General features: G+C 71.8%; 21 protein-coding genes. 9 read left to right on the top strand and 12 right to left on the bottom strand.

Going from position 1 to position 22,098, the window contains the following annotated elements:
- Positions 1-23: 23 nt before the first annotated feature.
- The 6 genes from ACSNN8_RS11980 to ACSNN8_RS11955 all read right to left on the bottom strand — a co-directional run bounded on the left by ACSNN8_RS11980 (position 24) and on the right by ACSNN8_RS11955 (position 6,297).
- Positions 24-1,574 carry a DUF4153 domain-containing protein gene (locus tag ACSNN8_RS11980; protein WP_436648809.1) on the bottom strand — a complete coding sequence of 517 codons (1,551 nt, stop codon included), beginning with the start codon at positions 1,572-1,574 and terminating at the stop codon, positions 24-26.
- A gap of 7 nt (positions 1,575-1,581) precedes the next feature.
- A complete protein-coding gene (locus tag ACSNN8_RS11975) occupies positions 1,582-2,595 on the bottom strand; it encodes an ATP-binding protein (protein WP_436648807.1) in 1,014 nt (337 codons plus the stop codon).
- Positions 2,592-3,278, bottom strand: a complete 687-nt coding sequence (locus ACSNN8_RS11970) for a response regulator transcription factor (RefSeq protein ID WP_436648805.1) — start codon at positions 3,276-3,278, stop codon at positions 2,592-2,594. The genes ACSNN8_RS11975 and ACSNN8_RS11970 overlap by 4 nt, the downstream gene beginning before the upstream one ends.
- Positions 3,279-3,407: 129 nt before the next feature.
- On the bottom strand, positions 3,408-4,238 hold the full coding sequence (locus ACSNN8_RS11965; RefSeq protein ID WP_436649544.1) for an alpha/beta fold hydrolase: 831 nt from the start codon (positions 4,236-4,238) through the stop codon (positions 3,408-3,410).
- Positions 4,239-4,363: 125 nt separating this feature from the next.
- Positions 4,364-5,107 (bottom strand): LytR/AlgR family response regulator transcription factor, encoded by a 744-nt coding sequence (locus ACSNN8_RS11960; RefSeq protein ID WP_436648803.1) that lies wholly within the window; start codon positions 5,105-5,107, stop codon positions 4,364-4,366.
- Complete coding sequence (locus ACSNN8_RS11955) at positions 5,104-6,297, bottom strand: sensor histidine kinase (RefSeq protein ID WP_436648802.1); 1,194 nt, start codon at positions 6,295-6,297, stop codon at positions 5,104-5,106. The genes ACSNN8_RS11960 and ACSNN8_RS11955 overlap by 4 nt, the downstream gene beginning before the upstream one ends.
- Before the next feature lie 134 nt (positions 6,298-6,431).
- Here ACSNN8_RS11955 and ACSNN8_RS11950 point away from each other — a divergent pair, with 134 nt between their 5' ends.
- Complete coding sequence (locus ACSNN8_RS11950) at positions 6,432-7,301, top strand: poly(ethylene terephthalate) hydrolase family protein (RefSeq protein ID WP_436648800.1); 870 nt, start codon at positions 6,432-6,434, stop codon at positions 7,299-7,301.
- A 241-nt stretch (positions 7,302-7,542) separates the two neighbouring features.
- Here the strand turns inward: ACSNN8_RS11950 and ACSNN8_RS11945 are convergent, their stop codons facing one another.
- Positions 7,543-9,132, bottom strand: a complete 1,590-nt coding sequence (locus tag ACSNN8_RS11945; protein ID WP_436648798.1) for a sugar transferase — start codon at positions 9,130-9,132, stop codon at positions 7,543-7,545.
- A 148-nt stretch (positions 9,133-9,280) separates the two neighbouring features.
- Entirely contained in the window at positions 9,281-10,141 is an 861-nt protein-coding gene (locus ACSNN8_RS11940; RefSeq protein ID WP_436648797.1) for an Fpg/Nei family DNA glycosylase, read from the bottom strand.
- Positions 10,142-10,165: 24 nt separating this feature from the next.
- On the opposite strand from ACSNN8_RS11940, the gene ACSNN8_RS11935 reads away from it, so the two are divergent.
- The 4 genes from ACSNN8_RS11935 to ACSNN8_RS11920 all read left to right on the top strand — a co-directional run bounded on the left by ACSNN8_RS11935 (position 10,166) and on the right by ACSNN8_RS11920 (position 14,360).
- A complete protein-coding gene (locus ACSNN8_RS11935) occupies positions 10,166-11,338 on the top strand; it encodes a glycosyltransferase family 4 protein (RefSeq protein WP_436648796.1) in 1,173 nt (390 codons plus the stop codon).
- A 29-nt stretch (positions 11,339-11,367) separates the two neighbouring features.
- The gene (locus tag ACSNN8_RS11930) at positions 11,368-12,885 is read left to right on the top strand and encodes an arylsulfotransferase family protein (protein WP_436648794.1); all 1,518 of its coding nucleotides are present in this window, start codon (positions 11,368-11,370) and stop codon (positions 12,883-12,885) included.
- Between the two features lie 73 nt (positions 12,886-12,958).
- Positions 12,959-13,792 carry an alpha/beta fold hydrolase gene (locus ACSNN8_RS11925; RefSeq protein ID WP_436648792.1) on the top strand — a complete coding sequence of 278 codons (834 nt, stop codon included), beginning with the start codon at positions 12,959-12,961 and terminating at the stop codon, positions 13,790-13,792.
- Positions 13,785-14,360, top strand: a complete 576-nt coding sequence (locus ACSNN8_RS11920; RefSeq protein WP_436648790.1) for a TetR/AcrR family transcriptional regulator — start codon at positions 13,785-13,787, stop codon at positions 14,358-14,360. Before ACSNN8_RS11925 ends, ACSNN8_RS11920 begins: the two co-directional genes overlap by 8 nt.
- Here ACSNN8_RS11920 and ACSNN8_RS11915 read toward each other — a convergent pair.
- From ACSNN8_RS11915 to ACSNN8_RS11905, 3 genes are read right to left on the bottom strand one after another with little or no spacing between them, the layout of a single operon-like run.
- Positions 14,334-15,080, bottom strand: coding sequence for a CDP-alcohol phosphatidyltransferase family protein (locus ACSNN8_RS11915; protein ID WP_436648788.1), 747 nt, complete (start codon positions 15,078-15,080; stop codon positions 14,334-14,336). The genes ACSNN8_RS11920 and ACSNN8_RS11915 overlap by 27 nt on opposite strands.
- Positions 15,058-16,116 carry an iron-containing alcohol dehydrogenase family protein gene (locus tag ACSNN8_RS11910; RefSeq protein ID WP_436648786.1) on the bottom strand — a complete coding sequence of 353 codons (1,059 nt, stop codon included), beginning with the start codon at positions 16,114-16,116 and terminating at the stop codon, positions 15,058-15,060. Before ACSNN8_RS11910 ends, ACSNN8_RS11915 begins: the two co-directional genes overlap by 23 nt.
- Positions 16,104-16,835, bottom strand: coding sequence for a sugar phosphate nucleotidyltransferase (locus ACSNN8_RS11905; protein ID WP_436648784.1), 732 nt, complete (start codon positions 16,833-16,835; stop codon positions 16,104-16,106). The genes ACSNN8_RS11910 and ACSNN8_RS11905 overlap by 13 nt, the downstream gene beginning before the upstream one ends.
- A 114-nt stretch (positions 16,836-16,949) precedes the next feature.
- Between ACSNN8_RS11905 and ACSNN8_RS11900 the strand changes: the two genes are divergently transcribed.
- From ACSNN8_RS11900 to eccB, 3 genes are all read left to right on the top strand, one after another.
- Positions 16,950-18,044, top strand: coding sequence for a PLP-dependent aminotransferase family protein (locus ACSNN8_RS11900; protein ID WP_436648783.1), 1,095 nt, complete (start codon positions 16,950-16,952; stop codon positions 18,042-18,044).
- Positions 18,045-18,147: 103 nt separating this feature from the next.
- Positions 18,148-19,254, top strand: coding sequence for a magnesium and cobalt transport protein CorA (locus ACSNN8_RS11895; RefSeq protein ID WP_436648781.1), 1,107 nt, complete (start codon positions 18,148-18,150; stop codon positions 19,252-19,254).
- A 31-nt stretch (positions 19,255-19,285) separates the two neighbouring features.
- Positions 19,286-20,677, top strand: coding sequence for a type VII secretion protein EccB (gene eccB, locus ACSNN8_RS11890; protein ID WP_436648779.1), 1,392 nt, complete (start codon positions 19,286-19,288; stop codon positions 20,675-20,677).
- Positions 20,678-20,716: 39 nt separating this feature from the next.
- Here the strand turns inward: eccB and ACSNN8_RS11885 are convergent, their stop codons facing one another.
- Positions 20,717-21,400: a hypothetical protein gene (locus ACSNN8_RS11885; protein ID WP_436648777.1), complete on the bottom strand. Its 684-nt coding sequence runs from the start codon at positions 21,398-21,400 to the stop codon at positions 20,717-20,719.
- Positions 21,401-21,562: 162 nt separating this feature from the next.
- Here ACSNN8_RS11885 and ACSNN8_RS11880 point away from each other — a divergent pair, with 162 nt between their 5' ends.
- On the top strand, positions 21,563-22,087 hold the full coding sequence (locus tag ACSNN8_RS11880; protein WP_436648776.1) for a peptidylprolyl isomerase: 525 nt from the start codon (positions 21,563-21,565) through the stop codon (positions 22,085-22,087).
- The last annotated feature ends 11 nt before the right edge of the window (positions 22,088-22,098 follow it).

Genomic DNA, 22,098 nt, shown 5'->3' with positions numbered 1-22,098 from the left:
GTCTGACCGCCGGCGACAGGATGTCAAGCGGTGCAGTCGAACGTGGGGTTGCCGCGGGTGGCGATCAGGACGCCGGCGCGGTGCCGTCCGAGGTTCCAGCTGCGCCAGTCGCCGGGCTGCGCCGCGGGCGAGGTGTTGAGCCGGCCGAGCACGCAGAGGAGCTGATCGTCGGTCAGCCCGTCCGCCGCGACCAGGGCGGGAACCGCGTCGGGGGACAGGTCGCCGAGGTAGCTCAGGTCGACCGGCCGGTCGCCGTGCGGCCGCACGTTGCGCTCGGCGATCATGCCGTCCGGGTTGGCCACGGCCAGGCCGAGCAGGGCGGCGACGCCCACGGCGATCGCGGCGCGCGGCAGCCAGGGAGCCCGGAGTGTCCGCCCGGCCGCCACGACCATGAGCAGCACGACGGCGAACCAGCACTCGCAGCAGAAGACCAGCAGCCGCAGCCGGGTCAGGCCGTACTCGCCCGTGTAGAGGGTGATGCGGTGCAGGGCCGTCGCGGCGATGACCAGCGTGAGGACGGTCAGGGCGCCGAGGATCCCCCGGATCAGCCGGCGGTCCGCCGGTTGGGTGCGGGGCGCCCAGCGGGCAGCGCCGCCGAGCACGATCAGGGTCAGCCCGACGACCCAGCTGAGCTGCCAGAACCCGCTGCGGGCCTCGTCGGCGTACTCCTGCACGCGGTAGTCGCCCTGCACCAGCGTCAGGGCCTGCACGGCGACGAAGGCGGCGAACAGCACGGTCAGCAGGCCGAGCGGTACGGCCCACTCCCAGCGGTGAACCTTGCGCCCCTCGGTCCGGTCCAGCCTGGACAGGTCGGCCGGCGCCACGCGCAGGAAGGCGGCGCCGCCCACCCCCATCGCCGTGAGGCCGAGCAGGAAGATCCATCGGAAGACCGTGTCGACGCCCAGGTCGGGGACGAGCCGCTCGAGCGCGTGGGCGAACCGAACGTCGGCGGAGGTGAGCAACGCGCCGAACGCGACGAGCAGCGCGACCGACACGGCCGCGGTCGCCACCACGCGTACCTGGGCATTGCCGATCCTCTCCTCGCCCGGCCGGGCCAGACCGCGGGCCAGCCACGGCACCGCGCGCCCCGCGGCGATCAACGGCATGGCGTACGCCGCGACGATGCTGCGCAGCGACCGCCCGCCCGACAGCGCGAGCGCGGCGGTGAGCGTGGCGACCAGCACGCAGAGGGCGAAGAGCCAGCCGGCCGAGCGGAAGGCGCCGACCGCGATCAGCGCGACCGTCGCGGCGGCCCAGGCGATCTGCTCCGGTCGCAGCCGGGGCGCCGGACGGAACACCAGCGGACGCGGGCCCCTGGTGATCGGGGCGACGCGGGCGACCGCGACGGCGGCCACGGCGGCCACGACGGTGAGCAGCCAGCCGATGCCCGGCCGGTCCAGGGGCAGGCTGAGTGCGGCAACGACGGCGGCCCCCGCGACCGCCGCGACGGTGAGCGTCGAGGCCGGGCGGCCGGGACCGGACCAGTGCCGTCCCCACGGCACGTACGACAGCCACGGGCCGTGCAGTTGCGGGAGCGGCGTCGCGGGTTTCGTCTGGGCAGGGGCTATCGACAAGGCAACCTCACTGAGCGCGCAGGGGCAGGGTCACGTGGATCTCGCAGCCCGGGCGGACCGAGTCCACGACGGCGATCGTGCCGCGGTGCAGCTGCACGACCCAGCGGGCGATCGCCAGGCCGAGGCCCGTGCCGCCGCCGTCGGCGCTTGCGCGCTCGCCGCGGGTGAAGCGTTCGAAGACCCGCTGGCGCTCGGCCGGCGGAATCCCCGGGCCCTCGTCGGACACGGCGACCAGCAGATGGTCGTCGCGGCGGCCGGCGCGGACCTCGACCGTGCCGCCGGGCGGGCTGTGCCGGGCGGCGTTGTCGAGCAGGTTGGCGAAGACCTGGTGCAGCCGTTCCCGATCGCCGGGCACGACGATCCGCGACGCCGCGACCTCGAACCGGACGTCCCGGCCGGCGCCCGCGGCGTTGACCTCGGCCTCGCGCACCACGTCGTCGAGGAACGAGGACACGTCGATCGGATGGCGGATCAGCGGCGCCACGCCCGCGTCCACGCGGGACAGGTCCAGCAGCTCGGTGACCAGGCGGCCGAGGCGCTCGGTCTGGGCCAGCGCGGTCTGCATCATCGCGGGCTCGGCCTTCGCCACCCCGTCGACGATGTTCTCCAGCAGGCCCTGCAGCGCGGTGATGGGCGTACGCAGCTCGTGCGAGACGTTCGCGATGAGCTCGCGGCGCTGCCGGTCCGCGGCGGCCAGGTCGGCGGCCATCTGGTTGAACGCGGTCGCGAGCTCGCCCACCTCGTCGGCCGAGGTGGCGCGCACCCGCCGGTCGTAGTCGCCCTGCGCCATGGCCCGCGCGGCTGCGGTCATCTCGCGCAGCGGCGAGGTCATGCCGCGCGCCAGGAACTGCACGATCGTCACCCCGATGACCGTCGCCGTGACGCCGGTCCAGATCGGGAACCAGCCCAGCCAGAGGTAGAACCAGATCAGCCCGCTGCCCCCGCCCGCGAGCAGCACCATGATGATCTTCATCTTGAGCGAGCGCACCGGGTCGAGCGGCCGCGGCAGCTTCAGCCTCACCGCTGAACCTCCAGCGCGTAGCCCACGCCGTGCACGGTGCGGATCAGGTCGGCGCCGAGCTTGCGGCGCAGCCCCTTGATGTGGCTGTCGACCGTACGGGTGCCGGAGGCGTCGGCCCAGCCCCACACGTCGGCGAGCAGGCGTTCGCGGGCGAGGACCGTACGGGGGTGGGCCGCCAGGTGCACCAGCAGGTCGAACTCCGTCGGCGTCAGATGCGCCTCGACCCCGCCGCGCAGCACCCGCCGCTCCGCCTGGTTGATCTCGAGGTCGCCGAACCGCAGCGTCGGCGGCCCCTGCGGCGCCACGGTCAGCTTGGCCGCGCGGCGCAACAGCGCGTGCACGCGGGCGGCCAACTCCCGCATCGAGAACGGCTTGACCATGTAGTCGTCGGCGCCCACCGCGAGACCCACCAGCAGGTCGGTCTCGTCGTCGCGGGCGGTGAGCATGAGGATGGGGACGGGCCGCTCCGCCTGCAGCCGCCGGCAGACCTCCAGGCCGTCGAAGCCCGGCAGCATCACGTCGAGCACCACCGCGTCGGGTGGCGTGCGCCGGGCCGCCTCGACCGCCGACGGCCCGTCCCCCGCGACCTCCACGAGGAACCCCTCGGCCCGCAGCCGGGCGGCGACCGCTTCCGCGATCGTCCGCTCGTCCTCCACCACGAGAACGCGCCGCTCCGTCTCCATCCCCACCTCCAGCCGCGCCGGTGAGCCCCCGAGCCGCACCGGCCGTCGGCGGCAGCCTATTGACCTTCGGTGCGGACCGGGCGGTGAGTTTGTGAACGACTTGTGGAGATCACCTGAGGCGGGACCGGCTCAGGAGGCGGCGACGAAGGACCGGATCTGCGCCGCGCAGACGTGCGGCTGGTCCTCGGGGAGGAGCGTGAAGCTGTCGGCCACCTCGACCAGCCGCCCCTGCGGAAGTGCCCGCGCGAGACGCGGGCCGTTCGCCGCCCGCATCATGCGGCTCTCCGGAGCCCACAGCACGAGCGCCGGCCGTGCGAAGCCGCCGAGCCTCGCGGCGGCCTCGCGGTATTCGCCGCGGCGGGTGGACCGCAGGTACTTCAGCATGTCCCGGCGGACCCCGGCGGAGCTCAGGGCGGGCGCCAGCCAGGCATCCATGACGTCGTCGGGAACCGGGCGCTTGGACATCAGCCCGAAGTTGACCGGGGACCGGCGCAGGCCGCGCACCCGCAGCGTCTGCAACGCCACCAGCGTGGCGCCGGGGACCTTCGACGACAGGTACAGCAGACGGCCCGGCAACCCCGGCGGGAAGTTGCCGAAGGACTCCTGGGGCAGCAGCACCAGCCGGGCCAGGCGCTCGGGGTGATAGGCCGCGACGAGCTGAGCGCCGCCCCAGTCGCAGCCGACAAGGGTGACCGCACGCAGGTCGAGCACGCGCAGGAACTCCGCCACCAGCGCGGCCAGCCCGCGCGAGCTGAGGTCGGCGTCGGGTCGCATCGGGATGCGGTGCGCGCCGAGCGGCATCTCCAGCACCACGCAGCGATGGTCCCGGCGCAGGTCGGCGACCACGTGCCGCCAGAGCGTCGCGCCGACGAAAGCGCCGGTCAGGAACGCCAGGACCGGTCCGTCGCCGCCGCTGTCGTCGTACTCCACGGTGCCGGCGGACAACTGCGCCTGCCGCATGACGACCACCGTTCCTTCCTGTGGACAACTGGGCCTTCGACGGCGACTCGCCCATCGAGCCTGTGGATAACTCTGTGGAGAAGTCCGTGGAGCTGTGGAAAACCGTGTGGAAGCTCTGTGGGAAATCAGCGGGTCCAGTCGTGCTTGGCGGCCCTGATCAGGCGATCCTTCAGCTCGCGGGTGTGGCGGCGGCTCACGGGCAGCTCGACGCCGTCGACCGAGACGACGTAGCCGGAACCGGTGAGGCGCAGCTCGGCGATCAGGCGGATCTGCACCAGGTACGAGCGGTGGATGCGGACGAAACCGGCGTCGGCCCAGCGTTCGGCGAGCGTGGCCAGCGAGACCCGTACGAGGTGGGAGGCGTCCGCCGTGTGCAACCGGGCGTAGTCGCCCTGCGCCTCGACCCAGCGCACGGACGAGCGCGGGAGCATGCGGGTGGTGCCGGCGAGCTCGACAGGGATGGTGGGCTCGTCGGCGGGCGGAGCGGGGGCGGCCACGGGCGCCAGGCGGGAGCCGGCCACGCGGCGCAGCGACTCGCCGAGGCGCTCGGCGCGGACGGGTTTGCGGACGTAGTCGGTGACGCCCAGGTCGAAGGCGTCCACGGCACCGTCGTCGTACGCGGTCACGAAGACGATCGCCGGCGGCCGGGCGAACCTGCGCAGGATGCGGGCCAGCTCCATGCCGTCGAGCCCGGGCATGCGGATGTCGAGGAACACCGCGTCGACCTCGGTGTCGCGCAGCACCCGCAGAGCCTCGGTGGCGTCGCCGGCCCGGTGCACGTGGGCCACGCGCCCGTCGGCGTTGAGCAGGTAGGCCAGCTCGTCCAGCGCGGGCGGCTCGTCGTCGACGGCGAGCACGACCAGGCTCATGCCCGTACTCCCGGGTGGAATTTCGGCACTCGCATGCTCACCTTCGTTCCCGCTCCGGGCGCGGTCTCCACCACCAGGCCGAAGTGGTCGCCGAAGACCGAGCGCAACCGTTCGTCCACATTCGCCAGGCCCACGTGCTGCCCGTCGTCGGTCTCGGGCATGCCCGCGGCGAACACGGCCGGATCCATGCCGACCCCGTCGTCCTCGACCGTGATGTGGCATTCGGCGCCGGCGTCCCGTGCCTCGATGCTCACCATACCGACGCCGGGCTTGCGCGACAGACCATGGCGTACGGCGTTCTCGACCAGCGGCTGAAGGCACAGGAACGGCAGACCCACCGGCAGCACCTCGGGCGCGATCTGCAGCCGCACCTGCAGGCGGTCGCCGAACCGGGCGCGCTCGATGGTGAGATAGCGGTCGATCGAGCGCAGCTCCTCGGCGAGCGTGGTGAAGTCGCCGTGCGCGCGGAACGAGTACCGGGTGAACTCCGCGAACTCGAGGATCAGCTCCCGCGCCCGCTCCGGATCCGTGCGGACGAACGACGCGATCGCGGTCAGCGCGTTGTAGATGAAGTGCGGACTGATCTGCGCGCGCAGTGCCCGCACCTCGGCCCGGGCGAGCCGCTCCCGCGAGGAGTCGAGCTCGGCGAGCGCGAGCTGCGAGCCGGCCCACCGGGCGGTCTCGAGCGTGGCCTGCACCAGGCCCGGCGCGGGGTGGTCGTCGGCGACCGCGACCAGCGCGGCGGTCGCCTGCCCGGCCGGACCGGAGAGCGGCGCCACCACGGCCCCGCGCACCACGCAGTCGACCCGGTCGCAGGGCAGGTCATCGGAGGACAGCACGATCGAGCGGTGGGCGGCCACGGCCCGGGTGGCGGCCGCCGCGAACTGCTCGCCGTGGTGGCTGCCGCGCCCGTCGAAGGCCAGGCAGCGCTCGTCCTCGACGATCGTGAGCCCCGCCGCGCCGACCAGCGTCCGCAGGTGCCGCGCGGCCTTGCCTGCGGTGCCGGACGTGAGCCCGGCACGCAGCGGGTCGGCGGCGAGAGCGGCGGTGTGCAGGACGTCGTACGTGGCCCGCTGCATGGCCGTGGCGATGCCGCGACGCGCTCGCAGACGCACGACCGCCACGACGGCCCCGGCCAGCGCCGCGAGGACAGCCACGACCGCCAGCACGCTGCCCACCTGTCCCGCCACGGAGGAGATAGTGACCGGTCAGCGGACGGGCGTCCAGCCATACCGTATTGGCACGGTGCCAATTGGTATTACCGGCTGGTAACGGATCGATTAACACTGTGACGTACATCGATATACCGGCCTCGGGAGTGACCATGTCCGTTCCCAGAATTCGCGCCGTCCTGGCCGCCGTCATCCTCGCGGTGACCCTCGTCGGGGCGTCACCCGCCTCGCCCGCCCTCGCCGCCAACCCGTACGAGCGCGGCCCCGCCCCCACGACCAGCAGCATCGAGGCGTCGCGCGGCTCCTTCGCGATCGCCCAGACGACCGTCGCCCGGTCCGCGGTCAGCGGCTTCGGCGGCGGCACGATCTACTACCCGACCAGCACCACGGCGGGCACGTTCGGCGCGGTCGCCATCTCGCCCGGCTTCACCGCCTCGCAGTCCAGCGTCGCGTGGCTCGGACCGCGCATCGCGTCACAGGGCTTCGTGGTCATCACCATCGACACGCTCAGCACCCTCGACCAGCCCGCGAGCCGCGGCACGCAACTGCTGGCGGCGCTGGACTACCTGACCCGTACCAGCAGCGTGCGCACCCGCATCGACGCCACACGCCTGGGCGTCATGGGCCACTCGATGGGCGGCGGCGGCAGCCTGTCCGCCTCGGTCTCCCGCCCGTCGCTGCAGGCCGCCGTCCCGCTGACCCCGTGGCACGGCACCAAGAACTGGTCGAACGACCGCGTCCCCACCCTCATCGTCGGCGCCGAGAGCGACACCGTGGCCCCCGTGAGCTCCCACTCCGAGCCGTTCTACACGAGCCTGCCCAGCACGGCCGACAAGGCTTACCTCGAGCTCAACAACGCTTCGCACTCCGCGCCAACCTCGACGAACGTGACCGTCGCGAAGTACAGCATCTCGTGGCTGAAGCGCTTCATCGACGACGACACCCGCTACGACCAGTTCCTCTGCCCCAACCCGTCCGGCTCCGCGATCCAGGAGTGGCGCAGCACCTGCCCTTACTCCTGAGCGATGTCGCGCCCGCCGAACCAGCGGTACGGGTTCGGCGGGCGCCCCTTCAGCGGCAAGTCGCGCCTGGGGTGCAGCCCAACCAGCGACGGCCGGCGACGGCGGCAGTGAGGGTGACCCGCCGCCCGCCCGCCTGGCGAGCCGCGCGACCAACAATGTCGGCGGTGAGGGCGACCAAGGCGATCAGCCCAACCAGCAACGACCGGAACGACAGCACCAAGCGCGACCGCGCCAAGCGCGATCAGTAAGCACCCTTGCGCTTGAGCACAACCCAGATCGTCCGCCACAAGATGCCCAAGTCGTAGGTCAACGACCAGTTGTCCACGTAGTAGAGATCCAGCCGCACGGCTTCGTCCCACGACAGGTCGGAACGCCCCGACACCTGCCAGAGCCCGGTGATCCCCGGCCGCACCAGCAGCCGCCGGCGGACGTCCCCCAGATAGTCGCCGTCGTCGGCGGGCAGCGGCCGCGGCCCGACCAGCGACATCTCCCCCTTGAGCACGTTGATCAGCTGTGGGAGCTCGTCGAGCGAGGTGGCCCGCAGCTTGGCGCCGAAGGAGAAGATCCGGGGGTCGTTCTTCATCTTGAACAGCATGCCGTCGGACTCGTTGAGCTCCTCGAGCGTGCGCTTGCGCTCCTCGGCGTCCACGTACATGGTCCGGAACTTCCACACCCGGAACGTGCGGCCCTCGTGGCCGACGCGGGGCTGGCGGAAGAAGACGGGGCCTGGGTCGGAGAGCTTGATGCCGATCGCGATGGCCACCAGGATCGGGCTGATCACGAGCAGGCCGAGGCCGGCGGCGACGCGGTCGAGCAGGTTCTTGGCGAGCCAGCCGGGGCCCGACAGGGTGGGCTCCTCGACGTGCAGCAGCGGCAGGCCCTCGATCGGGCGGATGTGCACGCGGGGGCCGGCGATGTCGGTGAGCTGCGGGGCGACGACCAGGTCGACGCCGGTGCCCTCGAGCTGCCACGCGAGCCGCCGCAGCTCGCCGGGCTCGGCGCTGGCGGAGCCGCAGACCGCGATCGTGTCGGCGCCCACCTCGCGCACCAGCGACAGCACGTCGCGCGCGGCGTACACCGGCACGGGGGTCTCGATGCCGCGGGCGGCCGCATAGCCGTCCGTTATGTGGATGGCCACCGGGATCAGGCCGGCGGCGGGGCTGCGGGTGACGGCGGTGTAGACCTCGAGCGCCTCGGGCAGCGTGCCGACCAGGATCATGCGGTGGGCGCCGTGGCCGGTCTTGCGGCGGGCGAAGTGCAGCACCTGCCGGGCGATGACCCGGCCGCAGAGCAGGAACAGCAGCGCCATCAGCGAGACGGCGGCGACCGTGCCACGCGACAGCGGCGCCTTGGTCGCGAACGCCAGCAGCGACACGCAGGCCACGACGGTGACCGACGTGCGCACGACGCGCTTGAACTCCTCGCTGCCCAGGCCCAGGTAGCGGCGGTCGTACGTGCCGTTGGCCCAGAGCAGCACCAGCCAGCCGAGCGGCAGCACCACGTACGCGAAGAAGATGAACAGCTGTTCGCCGTGCAGGAAGCCGAGGCTGCGGCCGATGAAACCGGAGCGGGATTTCTCGATCACCGTCGCGGCCAGATGGCTGGCCAGCACCACGGAGATCAGATCGAGGACGACCAGAGCCAGCGTGTAGGGCCGGTGCCAGCGCGACAGGCGCTTGTGCTGCCGGTTCCAGGCCGACCGGGGTACGCCGTTGCTCGGTGGCGGCTGCTGCTGCCACTCGAAGCTGTCGTACGGCACGGGCTTGCTCCGGCTGCTGTCGGTAACCGGGCGATGCAGGCTAGCGGTCACCTCGCCTACGTCCTCCCGCATCCGGAAAAGATTACGCACCGCGACAGGACACCGGGGTGACCAACGCCGCGGAAACGTGGGACCGGGCCACTATACCGATGGATCGGGCGGAAAGAAGCGGACGTGGTGCCGGTTTACCGACCGCGTACGTAGCGTGACCGATACGCCGCTATCGGATCAACTTGGACAGCCGTCGATCGGCGAGCGGCTTGCCGCCGGTCTGGCAGGTCGCGCAGTACTGCAGGCTCTTGTCGGCGAACGACACCTCACGCACGGTGTCGCCACAGACCGGGCACGGCAATCCCGTACGGGCGTGGACGCGCATGCCGGCGCGTTTCTCACCCTTGAGCTCGGCCGCCTTCTGCCCCACCGAGCGGGCCACCGCGTCGGTCTCGACCTCGCGCATGGCCGCCCACAGCGTGTCGATCTGCTCGTCGGTGAGCTTGCCGGTGAGCGCGAACGGCGACATCTTCGCGACGTGCAGGATCTCGTCGGAGTACGCGTTGCCGATGCCGGCGAGCACCTCCTGATCGGTGAGCACGCCCTTGACCTGCCCGTTCCGGCTCTTGATCACGGCGGCGAACTCGTCGCGCGACAACGCCAGCGCGTCGGGCCCGAGCCGCGCCACGCCGGGCACCTCGGCCGGGTCCCGTACGAGATAGGCCGCCAGCGACTTCTGGGTGCCGGCCTCGGTGAGGTCGAAGCCGGAGCCGTCGTCGAGCCGCACCCGGAGCGCGATCGGCCCGCTGCCCGGCTTGAGCGGCGCGGGCGACTTGAACGCGTCGCGGTAGTGCAGCCAGCCGGCGCGCGCCAGGTGGACGACCAGGTGCAGCTCGTTGCCGATGCCGATGTCGAGGAACTTGCCGTGGCGGCCGGCGGAGGTGATCGGCAGGCCGGCGACGGCGGTGGGCGGCGGATCGTACGTCTTCAGCGCGCTGAACGAGGAGACCTCGAAGCGCTGCACGGTGTGGCCGACCGCGCGCTCACGCAGGTAGGCAGCGAGCGCCTCGACCTCGGGAAGTTCGGGCACGATCTAAAGGTAGCGTTTCTGGCCGTGAAGGTCGTCGTTGCGCACAACCGTTACCGGGAAGCGATCCCGTCCGGCGAGAACGTCATCGTGGACACCGAGATCGCGCAGCTCCGCGCCGCCGGGGTGGAGGTGCTGCCGTTCCAGCGCAGCTCCGACTCGATCGGCGAGCTGCCCGCGGCCGAGAAGGCGTTGCTGCCGCTGTCCCCGATCTACGGCCGCGCCGCCCAGCGCGACCTGTCCCGGCTGCTCGAGGCCGAGCGTCCGGACGTGCTGCACCTGCACAACCCGTACCCGCTGCTCTCGCCCTGGGTGGTCCGCACGGCCCACAAGCACGGCGTGCCGGTGATCCAGACGGTGCACAACTACCGTCAGGTCTGCTCCTCGGGCCTCTATTTCCGCGACGGCCACAACTGCCAGGACTGCCGGGGCAAGCTGGTCGGCTGGCCGGCCGTGCAGCACCGCTGCTACCGGGGCTCGGCGGCGCAGAGCGCGCTGATGGCGACGACGCTGGCCGTGCACCGGCCCACCTGGCGCTCGGTCGACCGGTACATCGCGCTGACCGACCGCATCGCCGCCCACCTGCGCGACTACGGCATCGCGGACGAGCGGATCGTGGTCAAGCCCAACGCCCTGCCGGATCCGGGCGAGCCCGCGCCGCTAGGGGAGGGTTTCCTGTACGGCGGCCGGCTCTCGCCCGAGAAGGGCCTGGCGCTGCTGCTCGACGCCTGGCGGCGGCATCCGGACGGGTCGCTGGGCACGCTGCGGATCGCGGGCGACGGCGAGCTGCGGCCGCTGGCCGAGCGGGCGGCGGCCGAGCGCTCGGACGTGCGCTACCTGGGCGTCGTCGGCCGCGACGAGATACGCCGGCTCCGCGACGAGTCGGCCGTGATGATCGTGGCCTCCACCTGGAACGACGTGCTGCCCACGGTGACGCTGGAGGCGCTGGCCTCGGGGCGGCCCGTGCTCGGCACCGACGTGGGCGGCGTCCCGTACATGGTGGGCCCGGCCGGTTGGGTGGTGCCGCCGCAGCCGGAAGCGATGGCCGCCGCCCTGCCGCTCGCCCGCGACGGAGCCTCCGCGCTCGCGCCCGTCGCCCGCGACCGCTATCTGCGCGAGTTCCACCCCGACGTGCTCACCGGCCGGCTCCTGGAGATCTACACCGATCTCACAGCGAACTCGGATCATCTGCGGAGGTAGATCTTGGGGGTGCCGGGAACGCCCGCGAGGTGAGCGTTCCTCGGAGAAATGTCCTGCTCGGCGCCGGCGGCGCCGTCCTCACCGGTCTGGCCGGCGGCGGCATCGGCTACGCGATCGGGCACGACGGCGGCGAGGCCGGCCCCGCGACGCAGGCTGCCGCCCCGGCCGGCGACCCCAAGTACCGATCCCGGCCCGACCTGCGCACGCTGCCCGACGTCACGATCACGACGGCGGCCAACGGCACGGTGGCGGGCTCCATCTTCCTGACTCCCGCGTCGGGAGCCGGGCTGTGGGGTCCGCTGATCGTCGACGAGACCGGATCGCCGGTCTGGTTCCGCAAGGTGCCCGACCCGGCCACCGTCGCGATCGACCTCAAGGCGCAGCGCTATCGCAACAGGCCGGTGCTGACCTGGTGGGAGGGCACCATCGGGGGCACCGGCGGGCAGGGCGTCGGCCAGGGCGAGTTCGTCGTCGCCGACCAGCAGTACCGGGAGATCACCCGGGTGCGCGCGGCCGGCACCGAGCAGGCCGACCAGCACGATCTCGTGCTCACCCCGCGGAACACCGCGCTGTTCTGGATCTACGACCCCATTCCGTACGACCTGAGGCCGGTCGGCGGCCCCGCGGACGGCGTGCTGCACGAGGGCGTGATCCAGGAGATCGACATCGCCACCGGCCGACGGGTCTTCGAGTGGCGCTCGAGCGAGCACGTGGCGCTGGACGAGTCGTACGCGCCGCTCCCGCAGGGCGAATCGGCACACCTGCCGTACGACTACTTCCACGCCAACTCGGTCGGGCTCGCCGCCGACGGCAACATCATCATCTCGGCGCGGCACACCTGGACCGTCTACAAGATCGACCGGCGGAGCGGCGACGTCGTCTGGCGCATCGGTGGCAAGAAGTCCGACTTCCGGGTCGACGACCGGACAAGGTTCTCGTGGCAGCACGACTTCCGGCAGCGGCGCGACGGCTCGTACGGGCTGTTCGACAACGGCGCCGGCATCACGAAGGAGAAGGAGTTCTCGCGCGGGGTCGTGTTCAAGGTGGACGAGGCGGCGCGGCGGACGACGTTCGTCGCCGAGCACGTGCACCCCGAGAAGCTGTCGGCGCCCACCCAGGGCAGCTTCCGCGAGCTCGCCGACGGCGGCTCCTTCATCGGGTGGGGTCAGATGCCGCACTTCACCGAGCACAACGCCGACGGCAGCGTGCGGCTCGCCGGGCACCTGCCGCCGGACAACCAGTCCTACCGCGCCTACAAGGCCGAGTGGACCGGCGAGCCGCGCGACCAGCCCGCGATGGGCGTCCGCGTCGACGGCGGAAGCGTGATCGTCTCGGCCAGCTGGAACGGCCACACCGGGGTGGCGCGGTGGCGCGCCCGGTGGGGCACCCAGCCGGGCGCGCTGGCCGGCGGCGCGGTCGAGCAGGTGCGGACCGGCTTCGAGACGACGCTGACGGTTCCGGGCATTCCCGAGTACGTGGTGACCGAGGCGCTCGACGCGTCCGGGAAGGTGCTGGGCGCCTCGTCGGCCATTCCGGTGCGCGTCTGACCAGGGATGTTGACAGGCTCGGCTAATGGAATTAGCTTTTAGCTAACAACATTAGCCAAGCCTGGAGGTCGTCATGACCGAATTTCTCGCCGTCGACGGTGGCACCCTCGCCTACGAGGTCGCCGGCGCCGGCCCCCTGGTCGTGCTCGCCCACGGCATGGGTGACAGCCGCGCGTCCTACCGCTTCGTCGTGCCGCAGCTGGTCGCGGCGGGCTACCGGGTGGCCGCGGTCGACCTGCGCGGCTGCGGCGAGTCGAGCGCCGTCTGGCCGTCGTACAGCCGCACCGACATAGCGGGCGACCTGCTCGCCGTGGTCCGGCACCTCGGCGGCCCGGCCGTGCTCGTCGGGCAGTCGATCTCGGGTGGCGCGGTCACGATCGCCGCGGCGCAGGCGCCCGACCTGGTCACGGGCATCGCCGAGCTCGGGTCGTTCACCCGGGCGCAGGCCTTCCACCTGGGCGACCTCCGGCTCAAGCGGTACCGCGCCGGCATGACACAGCTGCTTCTGACCGGCATCCTGGGCAGCGTGAAAGCGTGGCTCCGGTACCTCGACATCGCGTTCCCCGGGCGCAAGCCCGCCGACTGGGACGACCAGCTGCGGCGGATGACGGCCGAACTCGGCGAGCCGGGCCGGATGAAGGCGCTGCAGCAGATGGGGACGACGCCGGCGAGCGACGCCGGGGCCCAGCTGGGCAACGTGCGCTGCCCGGCGCTGATCGTGCAGGGCTCGCTCGACCCGGACTGGGGCGACCCGCGGGCCGAGGGCGAGGCGATCGTGGCGGCGCTGCCGGAGGGTCTGGGCCGGCTCGAGGTCATCGAGGGCGCGGGCCACTACCCGCACACGCAGTTCCCCGACGAGCTGGTCGCGCTGCTGCTGCCGTTCCTCAAGGCCAACGCCCGTGCCTAGGGCCGGGCTCGATCCGGCGGCCGTGGTCGGGGCCGCCGCCGGGCTCGCCGACGAGGTCGGGCTCGCCAACGTCACCATGGGCGCCCTGGCGGAGCGGCTCGGGGTGCGGGCGCCCTCGCTCTACAAACACATCGAGTCGCAGGCCGACCTCACCCGGCGGATCGCCGTGCTGGCCGCCACCGAGATGGGCGACGCGCTGCGGGACGCGCTGCAGGGGCTGGCCGGCCGGGACGCGCTCGCGGCGGCCGCCCGGACGATGCGGGCGTACGTGGTCGAGCACCCCGGGCGGTACGCGGCCACCGTGCGGCTGAACATCCAGGGGCCCGACGATCCGCTGGCCGTCGCTGGAGCGCGGGTGCTGAACTCGCTGGCGGCGGTGCTGGCCGGGTACGACGTCGACCCGGCCGACACCGTCCACGCGCTGCGCCTGCTGCGCAGCCTGTTCCACGGGTTCGCGACGATCGAGGCGGCCGGCGGCTTCGAGATGGACACCGACGTCGACGAGAGCTTCGCGTGGCTGGTCGACTTTGTGCACCACGGGTTAGTGGCGCAGCGCCTCCCGCGCTGAGAACATCACGCTGGCGGCCAGGAAGGCCGCGTTCACCAGGGTGAACAGGCCGACGAACCAGATCGTCCACTGTGGCGCGACGGTGAGCACGAGCCCGGCCAGCGCGATCACCGCGCCGTAGTCGCGCACGAGCTTGACCAGGCGTACGGGAAGCGAGCGGCTGGTCACCATGCTGGCGGCCTTGTCGGAGGTCTGCATCACCGAGGTGACCAGGTTGACCATCCAGGTGCCGGCGAACGCGGCGAGCAGCCACGCCGGGGTGTCGGGCACCTGCGCCTCGGCGGTCGCGGCGAGCGCCGCCACCAGCGAGATCTGCACCGCCACGTCGCAGAGCACGTCGAGGCGCGCACCGGCCGGGCTGGTGCGCCCGGTGACCCGCGCGAGCTGCCCGTCCGCGCAGTCGAAGGCGTACGCGAGCTGCCAGCCCACCAGGGCCAGCAGCCCGATCGGCCAGGCCCAGAACCGGCCGTCGGCGACCGGGACCGCCGAGGCCACCACCACGATCGACACGAGCCCGCCCAGGCCCAGGTTGAAGACGGTCAGCACGGTCGGCGACAGGTCGTGCTTGTGCGCGAACACCGCGAGGCGCGCGCCGATCCGCTGGCTGAGCGCCTCGCTGAACAGCCCGCCGCCGCGGTTGACGGCGTAGTAGTCGGCCGCCGTGGGAGCCGGCGGGGGCGCCGGGGCCGCGCCGGAGTCAGCGGTGGACGGCTTCGACATACTGTTCCAGCTTTCGGCTGATCTCGTCGGGGGTCATGTCCAGGTGCTCGAGGATCGTGTAGCGGTCGGGCCGGGTGCGCGGCGCGAAGTGCACGGCCTCGACGAACTGGTCGCTGCTGAGCCCGACGTCGGCCGGCACCCGGGGCAGCTGGTGCCGGGCCAGGCAGGCGGCCATCTGCTCGAACCGGCGCTCGTCACCCCGCAGGAACGTGCAGAACAGCGCGCCGAGCCCGGCCAGCTCGCCGTGCGAGGCGGTGCCGGGATAGAGCGAGTCGATCGCGTGCATGATCTCGTGGCAGCCACCGCTGGCGGGCCGGCTGCTACCGCAGACCGCCATGGCCAGGCCGCTGGCGATCAGCGCCTCGGCGAGCACCGTCACGAACGCGTCGTCGTGCAGGTCGCCGGGCATCGCGAGGATCGCCTCGGCGCCCATTCGCGCCAGCGAGGCGGCCAGCCCGTCGACCGGCTCGCCGCGGATCTCGCGGGCCAGCTCCCAGTCCGCCAGCGCGCTGATGTTGCTGATCGCGTCGCCGATGCCGCCGCGGTTGACGCGGTCGGGCCCGGTGTCGACGAAGTCGAGGTCGACGATCACGCCGAACGGGATGTGCACCCCGTACGAGCCCTTGATCCCGTCGTTGACGAGGCTGGCCACCGGGGACGCGATGCCGTCGTTGGCCAGGCTGGTCGCGACCGAGATCATCGGCAGCCCCCACCGGCTGGCGGCGTACTTCGCGGCGTCGACCGTAGTGCCGCCGCCGATGCCGACCACCGCGTCGTACGGCCGGGACCGCAGCTTGGCGGCCAGCTCGAGGGCGGCGTCGAGGGTGCCGCCCGTGGTCGTGAAGACGTCCGCCGTCGCGAGCGAGGGCCGGATCAGCTCGACGACCCGCTCGCCCAGCCCCGGGCCAACCACCACCGCCACGTCGCCGCCGGCCGAGATGCGGCCGTCGGCCAGGATGCGGCCGAGATCGGCGACCGCCCCCCGGCGGACGTGGATGTGCAGCGGCGCCTGGACGCTGCGGGCTAGTAGCGGCATGCGATGCCCCGGGCCTTGGCCAGGTCGTCGTGGTTGTCGACCTCGACCCAGTCCACGTCGCCGATGACCGCGGCCCGCACCTCGCCGCCGCGGTTCGCGTACTCGCCGAAGCCGTCCTCGTAGTAGAGGTTCGGGTCGCGTTCCCAGGTCGCCTTGAGCGCGTCGGCCAGGTCGGTCGCCGCCTCCGGCTCGATGATGTTGGCGCCGATGTACTCGCCGAACGCCTCCGCGGGGTCCATCAGCTTCGTGATCTTCGTGAGCCGCCCGTCGGGGCCGAAGACCGTCTTCATCTCCTCGTCGGCGAGCTTCTTCACGTTGTCGATGGCGAGCAGGATGCTCGGGCCGCGCTGGGCGAGCAGCGTCTGCTCGACGCTGATCGGGTGAACCGTGTCCCCGTTGACCATCAGCGCGCCCTGCGCGAAGTGGTCGCGGGCGAGCCACAGCGAGTACGCGTTGTTCCACTCCTCGGCCTTGTCGTTGTGCACGAGCGAGATCTTGACGCCGTACTCGGACTCGAACGCCGCCCGGCGCTCCTCGACGGCGTTCGCGCGGTAGCCCACCACGATCGTCACGTCGGTAAGCCCGGCGGCGGCCAGGTTGCGCAGGGAGATGTCCATGATCGTGGTCTCCCCGTCCACCGGCACCAGCGCCTTGGGCAGGGTGTCCGTGTAGGGACGAAGCCTGCGTCCGGCTCCGGCGGCGAGTATCAGACCGATCATCGGGTTATCTCCATCTACTGGGTGAACTCCAGGAGAATAACGGCTGGCGTCCCATACCCCGGACGGAGAGAGGCAGAGGAAAATTCTATAGAGGCTGCTCGTAAGCTTGTTCCCATGACCGCTGAGCAGCTGATCTCTTTCGCCCGGGGCGCCCCGTCGCTGGACATCATCGACGTCGAGGGGCTCAAGGCCGCCGCGGCGCGCGCCTTCGAGGCCGATCCCGCAGGTGTGACCGCTTACGGCACCTCCGTCGGTTACATCCCGCTGCGCAAGTGGATCGCGGAGAAGCACGGCGTCTCGCCGGATCAGGTCATCGTGACGAACGGCTCGCTGCAGGCCGACGCGTTCCTGTTCAACCACCTCGTGCAGCCCGGCGACGACGTCGTGGTCGAGAAGCCGACGTACGACCGCACGCTGCTCAGCCTGCAGAACCTCGGCGCCAAGGTGCACCAGGTGACGCTGCAGCCGGACGGCATCGACGTCGACGAGCTGCGCACGCTGCTCGAGTCGGGCGTGCGTCCCAAGCTCGCCCACATCATCCCGAACTATCAGAACCCGGCCGGCATCACGCTCTCCGCCGACAAGCGCCGCGTCCTGCTCGAGCTGGCCGCGCAGTACGAGTTCACGATTTTCGAGGACGACCCGTACGTCGACATCCGGTTCCGCGGCGAGGCCCTGCCCTCGATGCTGTCGATGGACTCCGACAACCTGGTCGTCCACGCCTCCAGCTTCACCAAGACGGTGTGCCCGGGCGTCCGCGTCGGCTACCTGGTGGGCCCGGCCGCGCTGATCGACGCGATCGCGAAGAAGGCCACCAACCTCTACATCTCGCCCGGCATGGTCTCCGAGGCGATCGTCCACCAGTTCTGTGTCTCGGGCGACATCGAGCGCTCGGTGCAGACGGTGAGCGCGGCGCTCGGCGAGCGCGCCCGCGTGCTGGCCGAGTCGCTGCGCAAGCACATCCCCGGCGCCACCTTCACCGAGCCCGACGGCGGCTACTTCCTCTGGGTGGACCTGCCCGGCGACGTCGACGTGGACAAGCTGTTCCCGGCCGCGATGAAGAAGGGCGTGGCCATCGTCAAGGGCAGCGACTTCCTGCTCTCCGGCGGGCGCAGCTCGGTGCGCCTGGCGTACTCGGCGGTCACCGTCGACCAGATCGACGAGGGCGTACGCCGCCTGGCCGAGGCGATCGAAGAGGTGCGCGGCTGAGCCGTCGCAGCGGTGAACGGAAGCCGGGTGGGTACTAAAAACGAGCCCGCCCGGCACCGTTAACCTCGGGCGGTTCGCGTCGTGGCGTGGAAAGGGGGATCCGGTGAGCGATCGAAGCCGGAGCAGGCCGTTGTCGCGAGCCTTCGCCGCACCCGTGCGGGCGATGACCCGGATCCTCGGCACGACCGACGACCACACCGAGAACGGCGTCCGGCGCGCGGGCAGCGCGGTCGTCGACTGCGGGGTCTACGTGGCCGGCCGCCGCCTGCCCGGCGAGTTCTCGCCCGACGAGGCGCTGCGCACGGCGTGCGAGCAGGACGACGCCTTCGTCTGGCTGGGCCTGCACGAGCCGGGCGAGGAGGAGATGAGCGCCATCGCGCACACGTACGGCCTGCACGAGCTGGCCGTCGAGGACGCGGTCAAGGCGGAGCAGCGCCCCAAGCTCGAGCAGTTCGGCTCGGTGCACTTCCTGGTCATGCGCACGGCCCGCTACGTGCCGCACGGCGAGATCACCGAGACGTCCCAGGTGGTCGAGACCGGCCAGATGATGATTTTCGTGGGTGAGCAGTTCGTCATCACGGTCCGCCACGGCGACGCCTCCGAGCTCGGCTCGGTGCGCGCCGACCTGGAGAAGCAGCGGGCCGACCTGATCGAGCAGGGCCCGTGGGCGGTGGCCTACGCAGTGACCGACCGGGTGGTCGACCACTACGTGGCGGTGGCCGACCAGGTCGAGTCCGACCTCGACCTGATCGAGGAGGGCGTCTTCTCGCGCGACCACGCCAGCCCGATCCCGGCGATCTACCAGATGAAGCGCGAGCTGGTGGAGTTCCGGCGCGCGGTGGTGCCGCTGCAACGTCCGCTCGCGACGATCGTGGCGATCGTGCCCAAGCGCATCGGCAAGTACTTCCGCGACGTGCAGGACCACCTCACCCGTACGGTCGAGCAGGTGTCCTCCTTCGACGACCTGCTCAACTCGATCCTGCAGGCACGGCTCGCGCAGGTGACCGTCGACCAGAACAACGACATGCGCAAGATCGCGGCGTGGGCGGCCATCGCGACCGTCTGGACCGCGGGCGCCGGCATCTACGGGATGAACTTCGAGTACATGCCCGAGCTGACCGCGAAGTACGGCTACGCCACCTGGTGGTTGATCATCGTGGTGGTCTCGGTGATGCTGTACCGGGTGTTCCGGCGCAGCGGCTGGCTGTGAGGACATCGACAGCGGACCCTAAAGTGGCGGTGTGCCGTCGCGTCAGGACCAGCTCCACTCGTACCAGTACTCGCTGCAGCGGGTAGTGGCCGCGCTGGTCACCCACGACCCCGACCCGTCGCGCTCGCCGCTGCGCCGCGCCGGCATGACGGCCCTGGTCAGCCTGCTGATCGCGAGCATCGCGGTGGGCGCCGCGGCGATCTACGGCATCCTCACCGGCAACAGCAGCGTCAACCCGCGCGACACCGGCGTGGTGTTCCAGGAGAAGGGCACCGGCGCCCGGTTCGTCTACCTCGAGAGCGACGCCCGGCTGCACCCGGTGCTCAACTTCGCCTCGGGGCTGCTGCTCACCTCGGGCCAGGAGCCGTCGCTCAAGAGCGTCTCGTCTCAGAAGCTGGCGTCGGTGCCGCTCGGCGCCCCGCTGGGCATCCCGGACGCGCCCGACTCGCTGCCCGGCAAGAACTCCCTGCTCACCGAGCGCTGGTCGGTGTGCACCGACAACCAGGGGGCGGGCACCACGGTTCGCAGCACCCTGCTGGCCGGACACCGGCTCACCGACGGCACCGTGCTGTCCCGCGCCGGCCGGGGCGTGCTGGTCCGCGACTTCCAGGGCCGCAACTCCCTGGTGCTCGGCAACCGGCGGTTCGCGATCCCGATCTCCCGCAACACCCAGACGCTCGACGCGCTGGGCCTGAGCAGCATCCGGCCGTGGCCGGTCTCGCCCGCCTGGCTCAACGCCGTGCCTGCCGGGCCCGACCTTGTGGCCCCGCGGATCCCGGGCTTCGGCGGCGACTCGGTCATCACGAACGGCCGGGTCGGTCAGGTGGTCACCGACGGGCAGCAGTTCGCGGTGATTCTGGCCGACGGCAAGGCGGCCCTCACCGAGATGCAGGCCAGGCTCATGGCGACGGTGCCGGGCGTGGGCCGGACGCTCACGGTCAGCAGCAACACCTTCATCAGCCTGCGGACGTCGCAGACGCGGATCAGCGACGCGGGCGAGGCCGAAGGCCTTCCCCCGGCCGTGCCGCAGATGCTCGACGGCGCCCCGACCCGGGCGTGCATCACGCTGCCGGTCGACAAGGCGGGCGACGGCATCCGGATAGACCCGACCATCCCCGACGCCGCAGCGGTCTCGGGGCTCGAGAGGGCGTCCGGCAGCGTGCAGGCCGACCGCGTGTTCGTGGCGCGCGGCCGGGGTGCGGTCGCCGTCTCGGCGGCGTCGCCGAGCGCCCCGGTCGAGACCGGCACGGTCAGCGTGGTCACCGACACCGGACTGCAATATCCGCTGGCCGGCCGGGAGCTGCTGCCCAAGCTGGGCTACGGCGGCGTGCGGCTGCAGCAGGTGCCGTCCGAGCTGATCTCCCTGATGCCGCAGGGGCCGCCGCTCGATCCGGCGCTGGCCCGTCGCCCGGCGCCGCAATAGGGCGGGCCACCAGGGGTAGCCCGCCCGATCGTCTCGTCGTTACCGAGGGGTGTTCGGCGTCGTGCCGTTCTGAGAGGTGAAGGTCTGCCGGGTCTCCGGCTCCACCGTCTCGGGCTCGAACGCCGCGTCCTCGGGGTTCGGAACCGTCGTCGCGACCGTCGTGGGCGCCGGGGTGATGGGCGCGGCCGGGTCGTACTCGTCCCACTGCGCGGCCTGGCGACGCTTGTTGGCGTACGCGGCGGCGATGCCCAGCGCGGCGCCGATCAGCGCGAGACCGGCCAGCTTGGAGCCGCGGCCGCGCTTGCCCTTGGCCGCCTTGTCGGCGCTCTTCTTCAGCTGCTTGGCGGCCTTCTTGTTGGCCTTGGCCGCCTGCTCGCTGTCCTTGGCGGCCTGCTTCGCCGAGCGCTTGCTCACCTTGCCGACCTGCTTGGCGCTCTTGCCGACCTGCTTGGCGCTCTTGCCCACCTGCTTGGCGTTCTCGCTCGCCGCGGCGACGAGCGGGGTGATCGTGGCCACGGCGCTGTCCCACCCGGTCGAGGCGGCGTCCTTGGCCTTCACCGCGGCCGGCTGGACCTTGTCGACCGCAGCGGTCAACGTCGGTCCGACGGTCGCGCTGGTCTCCTGCGCCGCCAGCGTCGCCGCCCGCTTGAAGTGGTCCACGCCCTGTCCGAGCTCGTTCTTCATCCGCTCACTGCGGCTCTTGCGGCGCAAAGTCGTCAACACCAGTGCCCACCTCCCTGTGGCTCTTCACGTCATCGTGCCCTGTGTCGGTACCCCCTCGCTGCCCGTTCAGACACATGGGGGAGGATCCGAACTGCAAGGAACTGTCCTACCGCCCCGTCAGGAGTACAAGCCGGGGCGACCGCGACACAGACAGGAGTACCCGTGGCCGAGACGCTTTACGCCACCCTGCACACCAACCACGGCCCGATCCGGCTCCAGCTGTTCCCGGATCACGCACCGGCGACCGTGCGCAACTTCGTGGAGCTCGCGGAGGGCACGAAGGACTACACCGACCCGCGCACGGGCCAGAAGGGCAGTGGTCCCTACTACGACGGCACGATCTCGCACCGGGTCATCGCCGGCTTCATGATCCAGCTGGGCGACCCGACCGGCACCGGCCGCGGCGGCCCGGGCTTCCAGTTCGCCGACGAGTTCCACCCGGAGCTGTCGTTCGACCGTCCGTACCTGCTCGCCATGGCGAACGCCGGCCCGGGCACGAACGGCTCGCAGTTCTTCATCACGGTCGCGCCGACCCCGCACCTCAACCGCCGGCACACGATCTTCGGCCAGGTGGCGGACGAGCAGTCGGCCAAGGTCGTCGACGCGATCGCCAACACGCCGACCGGCCCCGGCGACCGTCCCCGCGAGGACGTCGTCGTGGAGCGCGTGGAGATCGAACGCGCGTGACCAACTGAAGT

Origin of the sequence: Actinoplanes sp. URMC 104 (assembly GCF_051386375.1) — a bacterium.
GTDB lineage: Bacteria > Actinomycetota > Actinomycetes > Mycobacteriales > Micromonosporaceae > Actinoplanes.
The sequence above is the reverse complement of the archived record's forward strand: the minus strand, read 5'-3'. Positions and strand labels throughout refer to the sequence as shown.